The 17,878-nt window shown below is 62.1% G+C and carries 17 protein-coding genes; 6 read left to right on the top strand and 11 right to left on the bottom strand.

Annotated features, from left to right (window positions below; translation table 11 throughout):
- Nucleotides 1-91 precede the first annotated feature (91 nt).
- Both B5525_RS44150 and B5525_RS45435 read left to right on the top strand, forming a co-directional pair.
- Nucleotides 92-607 (top strand): hypothetical protein, encoded by a 516-nt coding sequence (locus B5525_RS44150; RefSeq protein WP_154073340.1) that lies wholly within the window; start codon nt 92-94, stop codon nt 605-607.
- 26 nt (nt 608-633) lie between these two features.
- Nucleotides 634-810, top strand: a complete 177-nt coding sequence (locus B5525_RS45435) for a hypothetical protein (RefSeq protein WP_172899937.1) — start codon at nt 634-636, stop codon at nt 808-810.
- Nucleotides 811-1,944: 1,134 nt separating this feature from the next.
- On the opposite strand, the gene B5525_RS20610 is transcribed toward B5525_RS45435, so the two are convergent.
- Entirely contained in the window at nt 1,945-2,508 is a 564-nt protein-coding gene (locus tag B5525_RS20610) for a TetR/AcrR family transcriptional regulator (RefSeq protein ID WP_172899936.1), read from the bottom strand.
- Nucleotides 2,509-2,594: 86 nt separating this feature from the next.
- Between B5525_RS20610 and B5525_RS20605 the strand changes: the two genes are divergently transcribed.
- Nucleotides 2,595-3,101 carry a pyridoxamine 5'-phosphate oxidase family protein gene (locus B5525_RS20605; protein ID WP_079567632.1) on the top strand — a complete coding sequence of 169 codons (507 nt, stop codon included), beginning with the start codon at nt 2,595-2,597 and terminating at the stop codon, nt 3,099-3,101.
- A 269-nt stretch (nt 3,102-3,370) separates the two neighbouring features.
- Here B5525_RS20605 and ltrA read toward each other — a convergent pair whose 3' ends face one another.
- Nucleotides 3,371-4,693, bottom strand: a complete 1,323-nt coding sequence (gene ltrA / locus B5525_RS20600) for a group II intron reverse transcriptase/maturase (RefSeq protein WP_425305221.1) — start codon at nt 4,691-4,693, stop codon at nt 3,371-3,373.
- A 716-nt stretch (nt 4,694-5,409) separates the two neighbouring features.
- The gene (locus B5525_RS20590; protein ID WP_244567976.1) at nt 5,410-5,715 is read right to left on the bottom strand and encodes a hypothetical protein; all 306 of its coding nucleotides are present in this window, start codon (nt 5,713-5,715) and stop codon (nt 5,410-5,412) included.
- An 883-nt stretch (nt 5,716-6,598) separates the two neighbouring features.
- Here B5525_RS20590 and B5525_RS44145 point away from each other — a divergent pair.
- The 3 genes from B5525_RS44145 (at nt 6,599) to B5525_RS20575 (ending at nt 9,280) form a co-directional block, all read left to right on the top strand.
- Complete coding sequence (locus B5525_RS44145) at nt 6,599-7,060, top strand: transposase (RefSeq protein WP_154073339.1); 462 nt, start codon at nt 6,599-6,601, stop codon at nt 7,058-7,060.
- Nucleotides 7,061-7,223: 163 nt separating this feature from the next.
- Nucleotides 7,224-8,624, top strand: coding sequence for a selenium-binding protein SBP56-related protein (locus B5525_RS20580; protein ID WP_079567631.1), 1,401 nt, complete (start codon nt 7,224-7,226; stop codon nt 8,622-8,624).
- An 83-nt stretch (nt 8,625-8,707) separates the two neighbouring features.
- On the top strand, nt 8,708-9,280 hold the full coding sequence (locus B5525_RS20575) for a hypothetical protein (RefSeq protein WP_244567975.1): 573 nt from the start codon (nt 8,708-8,710) through the stop codon (nt 9,278-9,280).
- Nucleotides 9,281-9,335: 55 nt separating this feature from the next.
- Here B5525_RS20575 and B5525_RS20570 read toward each other — a convergent pair whose 3' ends face one another.
- From B5525_RS20570 to B5525_RS20535, 8 genes are all read right to left on the bottom strand, one after another.
- The gene (locus tag B5525_RS20570) at nt 9,336-9,791 is read right to left on the bottom strand and encodes a MarR family winged helix-turn-helix transcriptional regulator (RefSeq protein WP_079567630.1); all 456 of its coding nucleotides are present in this window, start codon (nt 9,789-9,791) and stop codon (nt 9,336-9,338) included.
- 26 nt (nt 9,792-9,817) lie between these two features.
- Nucleotides 9,818-10,522: an ABC transporter ATP-binding protein gene (locus B5525_RS20565; protein ID WP_079567629.1), complete on the bottom strand. Its 705-nt coding sequence runs from the start codon at nt 10,520-10,522 to the stop codon at nt 9,818-9,820.
- Nucleotides 10,519-11,310, bottom strand: coding sequence for an ABC transporter ATP-binding protein (locus tag B5525_RS20560; RefSeq protein ID WP_079567628.1), 792 nt, complete (start codon nt 11,308-11,310; stop codon nt 10,519-10,521). Before B5525_RS20560 ends, B5525_RS20565 begins: the two co-directional genes overlap by 4 nt.
- On the bottom strand, nt 11,307-13,190 hold the full coding sequence (locus tag B5525_RS20555) for an ABC transporter permease (protein WP_079567627.1): 1,884 nt from the start codon (nt 13,188-13,190) through the stop codon (nt 11,307-11,309). Before B5525_RS20555 ends, B5525_RS20560 begins: the two co-directional genes overlap by 4 nt.
- A gap of 381 nt (nt 13,191-13,571) precedes the next feature.
- A complete protein-coding gene (locus tag B5525_RS20550; protein WP_154073855.1) occupies nt 13,572-14,741 on the bottom strand; it encodes an ABC transporter substrate-binding protein in 1,170 nt (389 codons plus the stop codon).
- 73 nt (nt 14,742-14,814) lie between these two features.
- Nucleotides 14,815-15,399, bottom strand: a complete 585-nt coding sequence (locus tag B5525_RS20545) for an amino acid synthesis family protein (RefSeq protein ID WP_079567625.1) — start codon at nt 15,397-15,399, stop codon at nt 14,815-14,817.
- 33 nt (nt 15,400-15,432) lie between these two features.
- A complete protein-coding gene (locus B5525_RS20540; RefSeq protein WP_079567624.1) occupies nt 15,433-16,344 on the bottom strand; it encodes a UPF0280 family protein in 912 nt (303 codons plus the stop codon).
- Complete coding sequence (locus tag B5525_RS20535) at nt 16,341-17,795, bottom strand: 6-hydroxynicotinate reductase (RefSeq protein WP_079567623.1); 1,455 nt, start codon at nt 17,793-17,795, stop codon at nt 16,341-16,343. The genes B5525_RS20540 and B5525_RS20535 overlap by 4 nt, the downstream gene beginning before the upstream one ends.
- Nucleotides 17,796-17,878: the final 83 nt, after the last annotated feature.

Below are 17,878 nucleotides of genomic sequence, written 5' to 3'. Positions count from 1 at the left end.
TTCGGCCTGACAGGAACCCGCTAACGCATTGGACGATCGAGGAATTAGGCTGGAGCAACGGCCGTATTTGATCTAAAGGCGGAGCGACCGCATGCGCGTCGCAGTACTTGTTGTGTTTGTGTCGGTGCTAACGACACCATCAAAAGCTTCACAGTCCTGCATGAGCAAGACTGAAGCGCGCCACTCGTTTCATTCGTCTCACATCTATTGGCATGGCGTGGATCATTGCTGGGACGCAACACCGATACGTCGCCAAGGTGGTCAGCATCGCGCGCACCATCACGAGCCCGAGGCGGCGCCGCCCGCCGTAATGCCGATGCCATCCCCCGATCTGCGCAGATCGGCGAACGCGATGGCCGTCGATGAACCCGCGACCGATCTGATCACAGCGACACCATGGGTCGAGCGCTGGAATGATATCACGCAGGTAGTACCACCGAAGCCCATCGTCGTCATCGAGCGGAAGCCCGGGCCCATGGTCACGCCGCGCAGCGTGGTGATGGTGATCGTCACCATCATGCTGACGCTTGTGATTGTCGAAATTCTGTTCGGCGGCATGATCAACGAGCGAATGCGCAAGCGGCGTCATCGCGGATTCGTACGATGACCGGTCCGAAGTGAGGGGTGATCGTCATGACAGATCAGCAACTAGCGGTTCAGGCTGTGAGCGACGCGCAGCGCATCCTCGAAGAATTTCTAGAGCCACGACCGCACAATAACGAGCGCATCCTTGACAGGCTGGTTGAAGTACTCGAAAGGCCCGATCTTGTTGTCGCCGTCGGTCGCCTGCAGCGCGGCAACAGTTGGTGAAGCCAAGAAAAACCCGCCGGGTTGAGCCGGCGGGCTTGGGTTAGTTCTGTCGCGGTATGAGTTACGAGGCCCGCGATTGATTAAGATGCTACAACAAAATTATGGACCGTCTGCCGGTTCCTGCAGACGGTCGGAGCGCGACCAAGCCGAATAATGCTTAGTGGCGCTGTGTTAAATCCGGACAGTGCAATCCCCCGTGGCGAACGCGAGCGAGGTATACCGACGAGAACTGGGCCGGTGGTCAAAGCCGTTGCTAATCATGTTTTCCGCGTTTGCTTGTTCCTTTGTAAGTTCCATTATACCCGTACGGATAGGGAAAGTTGCAGGGAGCCGGGCTGTACATAGGGCCGTGATCAAACCCGTAGCAGCCGACTATCGGACCAGTAATCGAACCGAATGCCACGAACGGCGGTGGCAAATAGGTAGCTGTTGTTTGCTGTAGGGGCGATTTGCGACAGCCGCGCTGCGCGTCGCAGTCATTGGCCGAGGCTTTCTGCGGCGACAAAACGGCAAGCGCGAAAAACAGTATAGTCCAACGCATTGCGGCAATGTACTCCATCAAACTGGCTCCCATTGTCAGGCCCGCTTCCTAGCCCCCCGTCTTCTGAACTCTGTCAATCAGCCGCGCTCTTGTCTCACAGTTTGAAATCTGTGCAATAGTGGTCAGCCACCGCATCGCACCGTTGCTGGGCTGCAAGTGCCGTCATTGATCCAAATCAAAGACGCCGCTGCGACTTCGAGCTTGGCTTGCAAAACATTGAGGAGGAAGTTCTCTCTTAAGACCTGTAGAGCTTTTTTCAATCCAAAACGCGAACGCTTTTGGGTTTTCTTCCGTGCCCAGGAGCGTCCGCTTTTGATTATTTGAGCCAATTCATTAGCGGACAAGGAGCTCCGCCCGCTTCATTCCGCTCAATCGCCAACAGCGAGGCAGCGCTTGGGTTTTCAGATAGCCGTCGGGTATCGCGCCCGGTGGGGACAAGAGGCCGATGCGCGCGATTTTCGCTGCCGACTGCGCGCCCGCCGGGCGCGGCCACGCGGCCCAACGATCCGCTAACAGACTCACGTCGCAGCATTGCTTGCCTCCGCTGATAAGAATGGCACTGCAACCGCTCAAATGCCGCACTCAGGGTCGCTTCACGGCGACCCGACGACCGCGCGATAGGTCGTGGCAATCAGTTCATCGACCAATAGCGGCGGCGGCTCGCGGCGCTCGAGATGGCCTTTCACGGCGGCGATCGGAACCTCTGCCAGCACGAAGACGGCGCGCCGGAGTTGTGCCGAGCCAGCGCGACCGAAGGCCTGCCGCGCGAAGCTCTTAAGACATGCCTCGAAACGCCGCGCCTGATCAGCCACGCCGCGTTTCAGGGCCAGCGGCCAAGCTCCTTGAACAAAGTCGTGGCGGCTGAACAGCAGCAGCAGGCGGGCATCGTCCAGATGGAGCCGTGCCCACGCAGGCGTGTGGAGTGCAGCGGCAAGTCCATCGCCGGCGTCGATCGCTGCCACGAAACCCCGTTGATAGGAAAGCACCGTGGCCAGCCACAGCTCGCCAAGCAGCGCGTCGCGCGAGGCGAACCGATAATAGAACGAGCCCTTCGGCGCCTTCAGCCTCGCGATAACGGAATCGACCGTCACGGCGGCGGGCCCCCGTTCGCAAGCAATTGATCGGGCCGCGGTCAGGAAGCTGCCGGTGTCGAACAATGGGCGTCCCATCGTCGTAGACTAAGCCGTCTAGACCATTTAGTCTAGAGGCGAGGCTGACGGGCCACCAACCATAGGAGGCAACCATGTCGCTCGCGGACAATAATGCTGACCTGAACCGGCTGCTTGACGCCACCGCCGACAAGATCGGAAAGGTGCGCTATTGCTGGCTGCTCACCGCCGCCGGCGAGGGCGGCATCAGGGCCCGGCCGATGGGCCGTGTGCCGCGCGATGCTGACGAGGAAGAATGGACGCTCAGGTTCCTCACCGATGGCCTCTCGCCCAAGGTGGCCGACTTGCGTCGGGTCGGAAGCGTCTCCGTCATTTTCCAGCACGATCCCGACGACGCCTTTGTGGCGCTCACCGGTACAGCGAGCCTTGCCGAGGGCAAGCCCGAGATTCGCAGGCGCTGGAAGCCTGCTTATGATACCTATTTTCCTGACGGGCCGGATCGATCGAGCGCCATCTTCGTCACGATCGATGTCACCCGCGTCGAGCTTTGGATCCGCGGCGTCACGCCCGAACCGTTCGGCCTGCAAACGACGGTCATCGAGCGGGACGCCACGCGCGTCTGGCGCCTCAAGGCCGGCTGATTCTCCGGCCTCCCTGCCGTGACGATGGCCGTTTCGCGCCAACGAGACCCGTCAAGGCAGTCGGAGCCTGATCGGTTGTGACCGAATCAGAACCGAGGCTCCCATCTTTAGACGATGCTGGAGGCTCACGGCGGAGCAGGTAGCACATTGCCTGCCCATTTCTCCTATGGGTCAAAATGCGAAATACTCGCTGAGAAGCGCGGTAGGGACGATCATTGCTGACCGCCCCCCGCCCAAATCCGTGCAGGCGGGATTCCCGCACACGGCTCCTACCTTGGGTGCATGACGGCAAAACGCCTATCGGGATATGGGTGAAGGATGCGCGGTTGGGGGAGCCAGTCGGCGGCTAGCCCATGCATTCGCTGCCACGAGAAGCGGTCCTTCTGGCTACGCCGCCGCAGCGTGCGCAACCAGATGCGCTTCACATAATAGTAGAATGCTCTCAGTGCAGGGCCGTTGGTCGGCACGGCATGATAAGCGAAGAAGCCTCTGACCACCTGCTTGAGCCAAGCCCCTTGCTCGGGGATAGGCTCGTGCATGCGCCGTCGCAATTCCTCCTTGATCCTCCTGAGCGTTGCCTGCATGCGATCGCGCCGTGTTGTTCTTTTGACAAGGAACTGTCCACGGCTGTTGCGTTCACAGATGAAGGTAAAGCCAAGAAAGTTGAAGGTCTCCGGTTTTCCGAGCCCGCGATGAGCGCGTCGTTCCGCCGCAAAGCGGCCGAACTCGATCAGGCGAGTCTTGTCCGGATTGAGCGACAGCGAGAACTCCTCGAACCGCTTGCGCATATCGTCCCAGAAGCGCCGGGCGTCCCCCTCGTGCTCGAAGCCGACGACAATGTCATCAGCATACCGCATGAGGATCATGTCGCCCGTGGCCTCGTGCCGTCGCCAGCGCTCGGCCCAGAGGTCGAACACGTAATGCAGGTAGACGTTGGCGAGCAGCGGTGAGATTACCGATCCCTGCCCCGTTCCCTTTTCACTGACCGTGACAACCCCGTTCTCTAGGACACCCGCCTTCAACCACTTCTGGATCAGGCGGATAATGCGCAGATCGCCGATGCGGTGCTCCACGAATCGCACCAGCCAGTCTTTGCTGACTGAGTCGAAAAAGGAGGCCACATCTGCGTCAAAAATGAAGTTCACTCGCCTGCTCGTGATCCCGACAACCAGCGCATCCAGCGCATTGTGCTGACCTCGCTTGGGTCGGAACCCGTAGCTGAACCCGAGGAAGTCTTCCTCGTAGATGGCGTTCAACACAGCTGCGGTCGCTCTCTGGACGATCTTGTCCTCGAGTGCCGCAACCGCCAACGGACGCTGTTTCCCATCAGCCTTCGGTATGTATGTCCGGCGTGATGGCAGTGCCCGGTATGCTCCCCGATGAACCCGCTCATGCAGATCAGTGAGGTTTCGGTCAAGGTCTGCTTCGTAGGTCGGCCACGTCAGTCCATCCACCCCAGAGGCGGCATCGCGTTTGAGCGCGAAGAACGCTATCCGCAGGCAGTCGATACTGATGTGGTGGAGGAGTGCAGTGAGCTTCCCCTTCTTCCGTTGCCTTGCGGCTTGCCGTACGCGCTCCAGCGCCTGTGCCACGCGCTCCCGTCCCTGTGTCCGGTGCGTGCTTTGCCGGCGCGCGTTCCCCTTGGCCCCCGCCCTTGGCTCCACCGGCTCCGCTGCGGTCGGGACCGCTTTGTTCGTCGGCTTCACAGCTACTATGGCAGAGTCTGACTTCTCACGACCGTGCATCATCGGCTACGGCTCCTCACCTTCCCGATGCGGACCGGCGGCTGTTGCCGAACGGTCGATCGCGAGATCTCCCGGTTCCCGCGCAAGGAGCGTCTGCACATGCCAGGGTCTCTGACCACGCCGGGTCGTCCTGGCGCTCGCGATGACGCGCCCAGACGTATTGCCTTCCACGATCTGCACGGTGTCGGCACCCAGAATAGGAATCTTTCGCGGCTCGATGGCTGGCCTATGCGCTCCCCTGTCAACGCTTCGCCGAAACCCTCGCGGGCAACTGCGCATGACTCGGGGCCGATGTGGATCGCTACTCCCTCATCGTAAGAGACTTGCACTCTCTACTCCTTGCCGGTCTCCCGGCGCTTCGCAGATGTTTTCAGCTTTACCCCCGGTGAGCGGACATCGTCAGGCTGTCTCGGCATGTCCGAAAAGTGTAAGACTCGGACATGCGCTTATTTCGACATCATGCCTACCGCATTCGGTACACAAAAAGTGGAAGTAGGTCGCTCATCTCGCGTGGCCGGCAGGGGTCAATGAAGGGCGGGTGGATTCGGTAAAGTTGGGATCGCTCATAGGAGCGGTTCGACTTTCGCCGCCATGTCGGGCGCGCGACTGATCCGGTAGGTCGCGTTGCTGCACTTGAGGACCCAGACGGCGTGGTCTGGCCTCGAGCGCTTCGTATCTTTCACCGCACCAAGCGGCTTGTCACAGGTGAATCCTTGCATGCGGATCTGCGCCGCCAACATCGATTGCAGCGTTTCGGCCGCAACCAGCTTTGACTGTTGCGCCTGCGCCAATGGGCTGAAGAGAACCGCTGTGGCAGCGAGCAGTATTGACCCAGGCGATTTGTACGTGGCTGTAATCCACCTTGCCATCGACACCTCTTGTATTCCGGCTAGGCGCGCACAAATCTCCATTCATGGCGTCGCTTTTGGGAGCGAGCCGATGAGGGCATTCTGAACCACGGTGCAGTCTGATAATTTCAATCGACCATACGACGCCCGTCACGAGCGCCTTTGATGCATATCAAAAGTCGCGGGCACCTGCCCCTGAGGTGTTGGCGCAGTCCCTGCTGCGATTCAGTAGCACGGTCGATAGGGATAGTTTCCGCAGTGATAAGCTCCGTAAGCCCCAGCGGCACCCACTGCCGCAGCTCCGACGCCTACCGCCACCCCACGACGCACGGCTGCTCCCCGGTAAACGCCACCGCGATAGACACCACCGCGATAGACACCACCGTGAACGCCAACGCGACCAACTCCAACGCCTCTGCGATATGCGAAGGCGTCGGTTGAGATAGTCGCGATACACGCGATGCCGACGATAACGGATGCGGCGAGCGAAACAATGCTTCGGCTCGACATGACTAATCCCTTTCTCACGCTGGTGACCAAGTTAGCCTTGGTTCTCCCGGAACTTTTACGCCTATCGGCGCATAGGCCTTCAAAGTTGTCGCTGGCTGCAAGATGCTACAGAAGTAGCGTCATGTTATCGCTCATGACTTTCTCGCTCTGAGTTGCCAGCCGAGTGACCAATATAGCTCGCGCGGCCTGGACCCGGGTGATCAACATCGCACAGTCGGTCCATTTTATTATCCCGTCAGGACTCCTGACGTTACCGGCTCGTTTGGCAAAAACGGCTCGTGCATTTTGGCGGGTAGAATGGTCGCATTGAGCGGTATTACGGTGACAGTGCTGGACTGCACCCCATAAGTGAGACACGGTAATTTCTGCGACAGGTTATCCTGGAGGATGACCTATGACAGACCGAATGACGTTCAGGACGTTTCCAACGGCCTTTAAATTGGCGACGATCAAGCGGCTTGAGGCGGGGGAGGCTGTATTGCCTTTGGCGCGCGAGCTCGGTGTTTCACGCAAACTTCTGCATGACTGGCGCAAGGCATGGGGCCTGCATGGGCCCGCGGGATTGAACCGCAAGCGCGGCCCCAAACCCGGCCCGCGCAAGTTACGCCCGTTGGCTAAACCGGCGGCGATCAGCCTGAAAATGACGGTGAGATATCTGTGCATTCCCGGTGGTCGGCACCACACGCCGATAGGTTCAATACTGGCTTCCACAAAGGCCCCAGTCAGCGCAGTTTGCCGAGCAGCATTACTGGACGACGCCGGCCACTATCCGTTCACCCACCGGCCGTGTCAGATGAAATCGCCGCCAGGATCAAGCAGGATTGATTTTTCTGCCATAACTATCGCCGTCAATTGACCCAATTGCCGAACCTTGCTGTCGCATAATGCGCGGCAAATTCGCAAGATATCGATAAGATCGGCAGCCTTCGCAAGAGCAACCCTACGAACCTAACCATTTCTTGCTGCTGCTAGCCGCTGAGCCATGTTGGTGCACGTCCAGACAAACAGGGAGCAGTACAATGACGATCAGACCTGACCCCACGTTTTACGCATCGCCCAAGCTTGCAAGAGAAGCTCCGCCGGAGAACTTCGCCTATACCTTGCTGCTGAGCCCGGACTTTTCAAAACCCGACGCCCTCGCAGTGATCGACGTAAAGCCCGGCTCCCCGACATACAGTCGGGTCGTCCACACGGTGACGATGCCCACCAAGGGCGACGAGTTTCACCATTTCGGGTGGAACGCCTGCTCGTCGGCTTTGTCGCCGCTCACAGGGCACGCGTTTCTCGAGCGCCGCTACCTCATCATCCCCGGCATCCGGTCCTCCCGGATCTACATTGTCGATACGAAGCCGGATCCCACCAAGGCGACGATTCACAAAATTATCGAGCCTGAGGAAATCTTCAGGAAGACCGGCTACTCGCGGCCGCACACGGTACACTGCGGGCCGGAAGGCATTTATGTCAGCACTCTCGGTGGCGGTGGCAAGGACGGCACCGATGGACCGCCCGGCGTCTTCATCATGGACTGCGAGACATTCGAAGTCCTCGGACGGTGGGAGATCGATCGCGGTCCCCAAAAACTGCACTATGACTTCTGGTGGAACCTGCCACGCGATTACATGGTCACGAGCGAGTGGGGGTTGCCACCGCAGTTCGAGAACGGAATCGTTCCGGAGGATTTGCTCTCGAACAAGTATGGCCATCGCATCCACTTCTGGGATCTCCGGGCCCGGCGAAATGTGCAGACGATCGATCTTGGCGCCAACCATCAGATGGCGCTGGAAGTGCGGCCGGCCCATGATCCCGTTCGCGAATACGGCTTCATGGGCATCGTGGTCGACACCACAAACCTCGAAGGCTCGATCTGGACCTGGTGGCGCGAGGGTGGGAAGTTTCACATCGAGAAGACGGCGACCATCCCACCCGAGCCCGCGCCGAAGGACCAGCTGCCGCCGCTTCTGCAGGGCTTTGGCGCGGTGCCGCCGCTGGTAACTGACATCGATCTGTCCATGGATGACAGGTTTCTCTATGTCTCCTGCTGGGGCACCGGCGAGATGCGTCAATATGATGTCACCGATCCGAGGAAACCGAAGCTGGCCGGATCGGTCCACATCGGCGGCATTGTACGCCGCACGCCTCACCCGAACGGCCAGCCGTATGCAGGCGGTCCGCAGATGGTAGAGATCAGCCGGGACGGCAAGCGAGTATACTGGACCAACTCGCTCTACTCGAAGTGGGACGATCAATTCTATCCGCGGGGAGTGCCGGGCGCCGAGGTGATGGCCGATGCCAACCCGGGCGGTGGGCTCGCGCTGGCCAGGGATTACTGGGTGAGCTTTCCCGACGGATATCGGGCGCATCAGATCAGGCTCGACGGCGGTGACTGTTCGACGGACTCATTCTGCTATCCGTCGGCTTGAATTTGACCGGGGCGGATTGGACACCTGCCTGGCTGTGGCTGGCTGTCGTCGCGAGCGGCCTTTACCACGGGGTAAATCCGGGAATGGGGTGGCCGCTCGCTGTTACGGCCGGATTGATGGAAAGGAGTTCGCGTGCCTTGTTAGCCGCGCTTTGGCCGCTGACCGCCGGCCACCTGCTCGCGATGCTGCTCGTGATCTTTCCCTTCGCGCTGCTGGTGGCCCTCGTCGAATGGCAGCGCCAGATCCAGATCGGCGCCAGCCTTCTTGTCATCGGGTTCGGTATCTTCCGGCTTGCCGACCGGGGCCATCCACGGGTATTGGCGCGAATACGACCGACGCAATTGGCGCTTTGGTCCTTTGCCGTAGCAATCGCCCACGGCGCGGGACTGATGCTCGTGCCTATCTATCTCGGGCTCTGCCGGGAAGGCCACGAGGCAGCCGGGACCCTCATCAGTGACAGCCTCGGCATGGCCGTGCTGGTTGCCGTCGTCCACGCCACCGCGATGATCGCCGCCGGTGGATGTTCAGCCTGGCTTGTCTACCGTTATCTCGGTGTCAAATTCATATCGCGGAGCTGGTTCAATCTGGATACGTCCTGGGCCGTCAGCCTGATTGCGGTGGGGCTTATTTCGCTCATGCTCGGCCTCAGGGATTAGCGCGGAAGCCGATATCGGAGAGCGCGCGCTAAAATCCAATAAATTTATCCCCCGATCATCGCAGCTTGCTGAGCAGCGCGACCAGCGTCTCGCGCTCTTTTGAGTCAAGCGGCGCAAGGGTCTCCCTGGTGATGGCAAGCGCATTCGGCGCGGCCTTCTCCGCCAGTTGCTGGCCCGCGCGGGTGAGGCTGACCAGCAGGCGGCGGCCGTCTTCGGGATCGGGGCTGGTCTCGGTCAGGCCGCGCGCGGTGAGCCGGTCGATCACGCCCTTGATGGTGGCGACGTCCATCGCCGTCAGCCGACCGAGCTGATTCTGCGAGCACGGCCCGGTCTCGGTGAGCTTGGCCAATGCCGCCCATTGCGTCGGCGTCAGGTTATTGCCGATTTCTTTTGCGAAGATCGTGGCATGGCGCTGCCACACCTGGCGCAGGATGAAGCCGATCTGCTCCTCCAGAATATAGGCCGGCCGCGACGGCTTGGGGCTTCGTCTGGCCGAAAGGCTCCTGGTCATCTGCGTTCTCGCCCCCATTTTTTCAATCACAGCGCCAGATGCGCGTCGCGAATATCCGGACGCGCGTCAAGCTCGCGCATGGTGCCGCTGAAGCAGATCCGGCCGCGCTCGATGATATAGGCGCGGTCGCAGATTAGCCTCGCGAAATGCAAATTCTGTTCGGAGACGATCATGCTGACGCCCTCCTTCTTCATGGTCAGGATCGCATCGACCATCTGCTCGACGATCTTGGGCGAGAGCCCTTCCGACGGCTCGTCGAGCAGCACCAGCGACGGATTGCCCATCAAGGTCCGCGCGATCGTCAGCATCTGCTGTTCGCCGCCGCTCATGCGCCCCCCTGCCCGGCCGCGCATTTCGCTGAGGTTTGGAAACAGCGCGAATAACTTTTCCCGGGTCCAGTGCGGCGCGTTCGGGCGTACCGGCTGGCGTCCGACCTCCAGATTTTCGTCGACCGTGAGATCCGTGAAGATGCGCCGTTCCTCCGGCACATAGCCCAGCCCGCGGCTTGCAATCACATGGGTCGGCTGGTCCGAGACATCCTGGCCTTCGAACAGGATGCGGCCTCTGCGCTGCTCGACGAGGCCGACGATGGAGCGAAAGGTCGTGGACTTGCCGGCGCCGTTGCGCCCGAGCAGCGCCACCACTTCGCCATCGCCGACTTCGAGCGCGACATCGAACAGGATATGCGCGGGACCATAATGGCTGTTGAGCGCCTCGACCGAGAGCTTCATGACGGCGCTCCCTCGCGATGCCGGATGTCGTAGACCAGGCCCTCGCCGAGATAGATGGCGCGGACCTCCGGATTGCTCCGCACTTCCTGGGGCGATCCTTCCGCAATCAAGGTGCCGCGATTGAGCACCAGGATGCGGTCGGCATGCTCGAACACCACGTCCATGTCGTGTTCGGTGAAGAGGACGCCGATCGATCTTTCGCGGGCAATGCGTGCGGTAAGCCGCATCAGCTCGATGCGTTCGCGCGGCGCCATGCCGGCGGTGGGTTCATCCATCAGCAGCAGCTTCGGCTGGTTGGCGAGCGCAATGGCGAGTTCCAGCCGCTTGAGATCGCCGTAGGCGATTTCTCCGCAGGGGCGGTTGGCGAAGCCGTCCATACCGACCAGCGCCAGCAGGGAATCGGCCTCGTCAGAAGCGAATTTTGGCGTCGAGGCCCAGAGATTGAAAATCTGCCGGTGATAGGACACCAGCGCGACCTGGATGTTCTCGCGCACCGTCATGGTCGGAAAGGTCGCGGTGATCTGGAAGGTGCGCCCGACTCCCAGCCGCCAGATCGCGCGCGGCCTCTCTCCTGTCGTGTCGTGGCCAAGCACGGTGATCCTGCCGGCACCGGGCGTGGTTTGCCCGTTGAGCATGTCGAAGCAGGTGCTTTTTCCCGCGCCGTTGGGACCGATCAACGCCAGGATTTCGCCGGCCTTCAACTCGAATGAAACGCCGCGCACGGCATGCACGCCGCCATAGGACTTGCTGAGGCCCCCGACCGACAGCAGTGTGGGTGCGAGGCTCATTCGGCGGTCTCGATTCGTGAGGCGAGAATGGCAGATGGCGGTTGGGGCCGGCGGCGATGCCGGATAGTTTCCAGCACCCCGACGATGCCCTTCGGCAGCGCGACCACGATCAGGACGATGACGCCGCCGAGCACCAGTTTGGAGAGATCGGTCTGGCTGACCAGCCAGATACTGAGTGCCTTGTAGACGATGGCGCCGACGATGGCGCCGGAGACCGTCTCGACGCCGCCGAGCAGCACCATGACCAGGGCGTCGACCGAGAGCGAGATGCCGAGGCTGTCGGGAAACACGCTGCCCTTGAGATAGGCGAACAGCGCGCCCGCTACGCCCGCGGCCGTGCCGGCGATCACGAAGGCGGTCCATTGTACCCGCTTGCCGTTGATCCCGATCGCCTCGCTGCGCCTGATGGAGTCGCGCGTCGCCCGCAGCGCATAGCCGAACGGGGAGAATACGATGATCCTGAGAAATGCAACCGCGAGCGCAGCGACACCGATCGCGAGCCAGTAGAAATGCGAGGGGCTGGCGGCCCATTTCTCGGGCCAGACGCCGAGGATGCCATTGTCCCCGCCGGTCACCTCGACCCACTGGAACGCGATCGACCAGACAATCTGCGCGAACGCCAGCGTCAGCATCGCGAAATAGACGCCGGACAATTGAACCGCGAAGAAGCCGAACACTCCCGCGCCGACGAGTCCCAGCAACGGGCCAAGCAGCAGGCAGGCGATCATCGGCAGGCCGGCCATCTTGGCCAGAAACGCCACGCCGTAGGCGCCGAGCCCGAAATAGGCGGCATGGCCGAACGAGGCGAGCCCGCCGACCGACATCAGGAAATGCAGGCTCGCGGCAAAGATCACGAAGATCGCGATCTCCGAGCCGACCGTGAGCGCGTAGTTGCCGCCGAACAGCGGCAGCGCCGCCGCGATCGCCAGCGCCGCAACAGCCGCAAGGCGCTCGTTCGCGCTCAGCGGCCGCCAGACATTGACGGATAGTCCGGGCGTGCGGCGCGCAAGCGCTTCCGGCTTTCCGAACAGGCCCCATGGCCGCACGATCAGCACCACCGCCATCACCAGAAACACCAGGATGATGGAAATCTTCGGAAAAACGAGAATGCCGAACGCGTTGAGTTCCGATACCAGCACCGCCGCGACAAAGGCGCCGACGATGCTGCCGAGGCCGCCGATCACCACCACCACGAAGACGTCGACGATGATGCGCAAATCCATGGCGTGATGCACGGCGTCACGGGGAATCTGCAGCGCGCCGCCGAGTGCCGCGAGGAAAACCCCGAGCGCGAACACGCTGGTGAACAACCATTTCTGATTGACCCCGAGCGCCGCCACCATGTCGCGATCCTGGGTCGCCGCGCGAACCAGCACCCCCCAGCGCGTTCGCTGGAACATCAGCCACAAGGCAGCGAGCACGAGCGGACTGAGCCCGATCAGGAACAGATCGTAGGTCGGAATGTTCTGGCCGAAAAAATTAACCGCGCCCCTGAATCCCGGCGCGCGATTGCCGACGAGATCGCTTGGGCCCCAGATCAGCACCACGAGGTCCTCGACCATCAGGGTCAGGCCGAACGTCGCCAGCAGCTGAAACAATTCGGGTGCGTGATAGATCCGCCGCAGCAGCACCATTTCGATCAGCACGCCGATCATGGCGACGATCATTGCCGCAGCGACGATGCCGCCCCAAAAGCCGACCGCGCCGGAAAACCGCTCGGTCAGCGTGAACGCCACATAGGCACCGAGCATGTAGAACGCGCCATGGGCGAAATTGACGATGCGCGTCACGCCAAAGATGATCGACAGCCCCGACGCCACCAGAAACAGCGACGCCGCGCTCGCAAGACCGGTCAGGAACTGGACGACATAAAAGGCCATTGGCGCTAGCGCATTTCTCAGTTCGTTGGCTGCATCCTTCGAGACGGCGCTTCGCGCCTCCTCAGGATGAGGTCTCTACTTACCTCTCCCCGCTTGCGAGGAGAGGTCGACGCGTAGCGCCGGGTGAGGGGGACTGGCCGCGCATTCGGTGCCCGCGGAGGGTCCCTCCTCCCGCAGCGAACGCCGATTTCTCCCCTCCCCCCGCGCGCGCAGCGCGTGGCGGGGTCCGAGGCGAGCGAAGCTCGCTCTCGAGGTCGGGGGTGGGGGGTGCTTCAGCGTGCTCAACATCAGCATGGGTACCCGCGGAGCCACCCCCCACCCCCGACCCCTCCCCGCCGCTGCGCGGAGGGAGGGGAGAAGAAAGTTTCGGGGCGGCGAAGCTCACTCGTTCGGACGGAGCTTTGCGACTTCCGCGTCGCTCGGCAGATAATCGGCGCCCTTGCGATAGGTCGTATCGACCATGATGCCCTTGCCGTCCTTCAGCGCGGTCTTGCCGACGAACGCGCCCAGGGTCGACTGGTGGTCGATCTTGCGGAAGGTGACCTCGCCGAACGGCGACGGCACCGACAGGCCTTCCGCCGCGGCGATCAGCTTCTCCGGATCGGTGGAGTTGGCCTTGGCGAGAATGGCCGCGGCCGACTTGATGGTCTGGTAGCCGACGATCGAGCCGAGCCTCGGATAGTCGTTGTACTTGGCCTGATAGGCTTTCAGGAAGGCATCATGCTCCGCGGTCTTGATGCTGTACCAGGGATAGCCGGTGACGATCCAACCCTCCGGCGTTTCTTCCTTCAGCGGATCGAGATATTCCGGCTCGCCGGTGAGGAAGGAAACCACCGCGCGGTCCTTGAACAGGCCGCGGGTATTGCCTTCACGCACGAGTTTTACCAGATCGGCGCCGAAGGTGACGTTGAGGATAGCCTCGGGATTGGCGGCGGCGACGGCCTGCACGACCGGGCCGGCGTCGATCTTGCCCTGCGGCGGCCACTGCTCGTCGACCCACACGATATCGGGGCGCTTTTCCGACATCAGCTTCTTGAACACCGCCACCGCCGACTGGCCGTATTCGTAATTCGGCGCGATCGTCGCCCAGCGTTTTGCGGGCAGCTTTGCGGCCTCCTCCACCAGCATCGCCGCCTGCATGTAGTTGGAGGGACGCAGACGGAACGTGTAGCGATTGCCCTTGGCCCAGGTGATGGCGTCGGTCAGCGGCTCGGCCGCGAGGAAGAAGACTTTCTTCTGATTTGCAAAATCGCTGACGGCCAGACCGATGTTGGACAGGAAGGTGCCGGCCAGCATCGCCACGTTCTCGCTCGACACCAGCTCGTTGGCGGCGGTCTGCGCGTCGGCCGGCTTGCCGCCATCATCCTTGGAGACGACAACGAGCTTCTTGCCGTTGATACCGCCCGCGGCATTGATTTCCTCGACCGCGAGCTGCCAGCCTTTGCGATAGGGATCGGTAAAGGCGGGCAGCAGCGAATAGCTGTTGATTTCGCCGATCTTGATTTCGCTCTGCGCCATGGCGGAATGCGCCATGCCGGAGCACATGATCATAAGGCCTATACCCAAAAAACCATCGAAGAAACGTTTGCTTCGTTGCATCCCATACCTCCAGTGTTGAAAGAAATTATCGCAAGCCGTCCTCGCCTTTGACTTCCGCGATCGTCAGCCCGCCGACCCGCGGCAATGGCCGGCCGCTGTCGGTGACCGCGACCGCGACCATGATCTCGTTGGCGCGCGGCGCGTCGTTGATCTGCACTTCCATGCCGTCGAAATGGCTGCGCACGAAGGCCGCGTCCTTGTGGCCGAGCGGGATATCGAGTGTCGTGCCCGGCCCGCTCCGCTTCTTTGATGATGGAATCAGCGCCGCGCCTTTTTCCAAAACCTTGCGCACCGGCGCGCCCATCTTGGGATGCAAGATTGCTGCCGCGTGTTCGAGTTCGCCGTCTTCACCGACCGCGGCCGCCTTGCCGTAGCTTTGCGCCTTGGCACCGTCGATCCCGAGTGCGGCGACCGCCCTCTTCGACAGCAACTCGCCGAGTTCCTCGCCAATGGCGATCAACGGCGTGAGATCCTCGACATATCTGCCGGCGAACGGATTTTCGATCACGGCGATGGCCGCTGCCCGCCGCGTCGGCGGAGAAACCGTCTGCCCCATTTCAAGATACGTCTCCTCGACGACCGTGACGATCTTGCGAATGACTGCGCTCATCGTTTTCCGTCCCGTGGTTGGATGTCGGTGATCTCACACATGTAACGCACTCTCCGCAGTACGGCCGCGGAGCGGCGCCCGCAAACCGGGGACCTCGACGGACTTCGTCCCCACGACGATCATCTCGTCGCGCAGCCGCAACGCGGCGCCGTCGATCAATCCCGCAGCGAGCAGTTTTCGCGCGCGCTCGGCCCCGGCTTCAAGCGCATCCTCGATTTCGCCGCGAGACAATGCGCCGACGTCGCGGGTGACCAGGCGCGTACCAAGATCGCTGTCGGGCTGCGAGTCACACGCCGGACGGCGTGTGATGGCGGGATGTCCGGGCAGATCGACCGCGTTGGCGATGATGGTGGCGGCTGCATCGGCTTGCGACGCGGTCCGCGCCAGCACCGTAACGGCGTCGGCAATGCCGAGCGAGAAACTGCGGCCGTGGCGGCCGCTGGTGGCCACCCCGCGCGTCGGATCATCGGCATGGACGACCATGGTCCGCAGCAAGCCGGATGCGTCCGGCAAGTCCGCCAGACCCACGGTAAAATGCGCGCCATTCGAAAGATGCAGCGCGATGTCTCCGCCATTGTTGACATAAGCGCGATCGAGCGGAGCGCTCTCGACCATCACGTTGAGAATCTCTTCGGCGACAGCGCCTGCGACCGCCGCCATCGGCGTGATGAAGCAACCGGCCGCAAAAGACGCCACCGCATCGTGCATGCGGCGCGCAACTTTGCCTTGCAGCGGGCACCGCGTGGGCTCGGCGGCCTGGCGCAACAGCGGCAACTCGCTGCAGAGCTCGTCGAGCAGACCGGTAAAGCGGCGCGCCGCGGCGGCATAAGCGGCATCTATAGCTGCCGGGCTGCCGCTCGCTTCCACGATCAGGTCGATCGGACCGTCCTGCAGATGAAGCCGCCTGCCATCAGCCAGAAACCGGATCAGCGGAGTTCTCTTCATGTGCGCCGTCCCGGCGCAGACGGAAGCGAAGATAGTTGAAGCGTTTCCGTGTTGCCCTTCAGCGAAGCCAGCGGACGCACACGATCCATATGGCCGCCCAGCGCCGCATAGTCCGACAGCCGCAGGGTAAACTCGATCGGCGCCACCAGGGCCGGCGTCGGAACGTATCCGAAGGCACCGGCCGGCAACCGCGTGACATCGACCATAAAAGTGATTCCGCCGCCGGGCCAGACGTAGACCGGCGCGCCGCCGCTGGTGACCCGCGTCAACGCGTCCTTCACTGATCGTGTCAGGCGGACCGGATTGTCGGTGACGCCGGCGCGCAACGAACCGCCGGCGCCCGCCATGAACAGCACGGTGCACAGCGCCGGCTCGCAGTTCTCCTGAATCCGCTCGACCGACAGTTGGAGATCGGCCGGTAGCTGCTTCTCGACGGGTTTGAGCGCCGCATCGAGTTCATAGAAGGCCGCATGTTCGCCGGTCGTGGACACCATCAGCATGGTCATGCCGGGGCGCGCCTTCTTCGCATCGAACGGACCGAGCACCGAGAGCGGGTCGGATATCCTGGTGCCGCCCCAGCCGGTGCCGGGCTCCGCCACCTGGAAGTAACGGCCGGGGGTCGACCGCCGTCCCTTCATCTTGATCCCGGTATCGGCAATGTCGAGCAGCTTGCCGGCCTGATGTTCCGAGAGGACGCCGGTAATGTGGTCGTCCACGACCACGACTTCGTCGACCTTGCCGTGCCATTGCTTGGCGAACATGCCGATGGTCGCCGAGCCGCAACCGACCCGCATGCGTTCTTCGGCCACACCGTTCACCACAGGAGCATGTCCGGCCTGCACGACGACGGTGGCGCCGCCATCGATCGTCAGCTCGACCGGCTTGCAGTTGCTCAGATCCATCAGCGCGTCACAGGTGACGCGGCCTTCCTTTTTCGAACCGCCGGTGAGATGATGAACGCCGCCGAGCGACAGCATCTGCGAGCCGTATTCGCTGGTCGTGACGTGGCCGATCGCTTCGCCTTGCGCGCGAACCGTCGCCGTCTCCGGCCCGAGATAGCGGTCGGTGTCGATCTTCACCTTGACGCCGCAATAGCTGAAGATGCCTTCCGTCACCACGGTGACCATGTCGACGCCGTCGATTTCCGACGACACGATGAACGGCGCGGGCTTGTAGTCGGGATAGGTGGTGCCGGCGCCGATCGCGGTCACAAAGAGACTCGGCTCCTGAACGATCTTGCCGTCCCAGTCGCCGGTGGCCTGGAACGGCACCAGCCGTCCGCCATGCGACACTGTTCGTTCCAACAGAATATGCGGATCGACGCGCACCAGCTGGCCGTCGTGATTGGCGTAGCGGTCGCAGGCCCCCGCCGCGCCCGGCTTGATGTAACACATCACCGGGCAGGCATCGCAGCGGATCTTGTCGTCGGCAGCGGTCGGTTCAGTCAGCATCAACAAGCTCGCGGGGCCAGCGTCAAACTGTCGGACGGCTAGAATGGTAACGACGCGTCGTCAAAGCGGTTCGGGCGCCCTCG

Origin of the sequence: Bradyrhizobium erythrophlei, from assembly GCF_900129505.1 — a bacterium.
Taxonomy (GTDB): domain Bacteria; phylum Pseudomonadota; class Alphaproteobacteria; order Rhizobiales; family Xanthobacteraceae; genus Bradyrhizobium; species Bradyrhizobium erythrophlei_D.
This window is presented reverse-complemented; position numbering and strand designations above follow the sequence as displayed.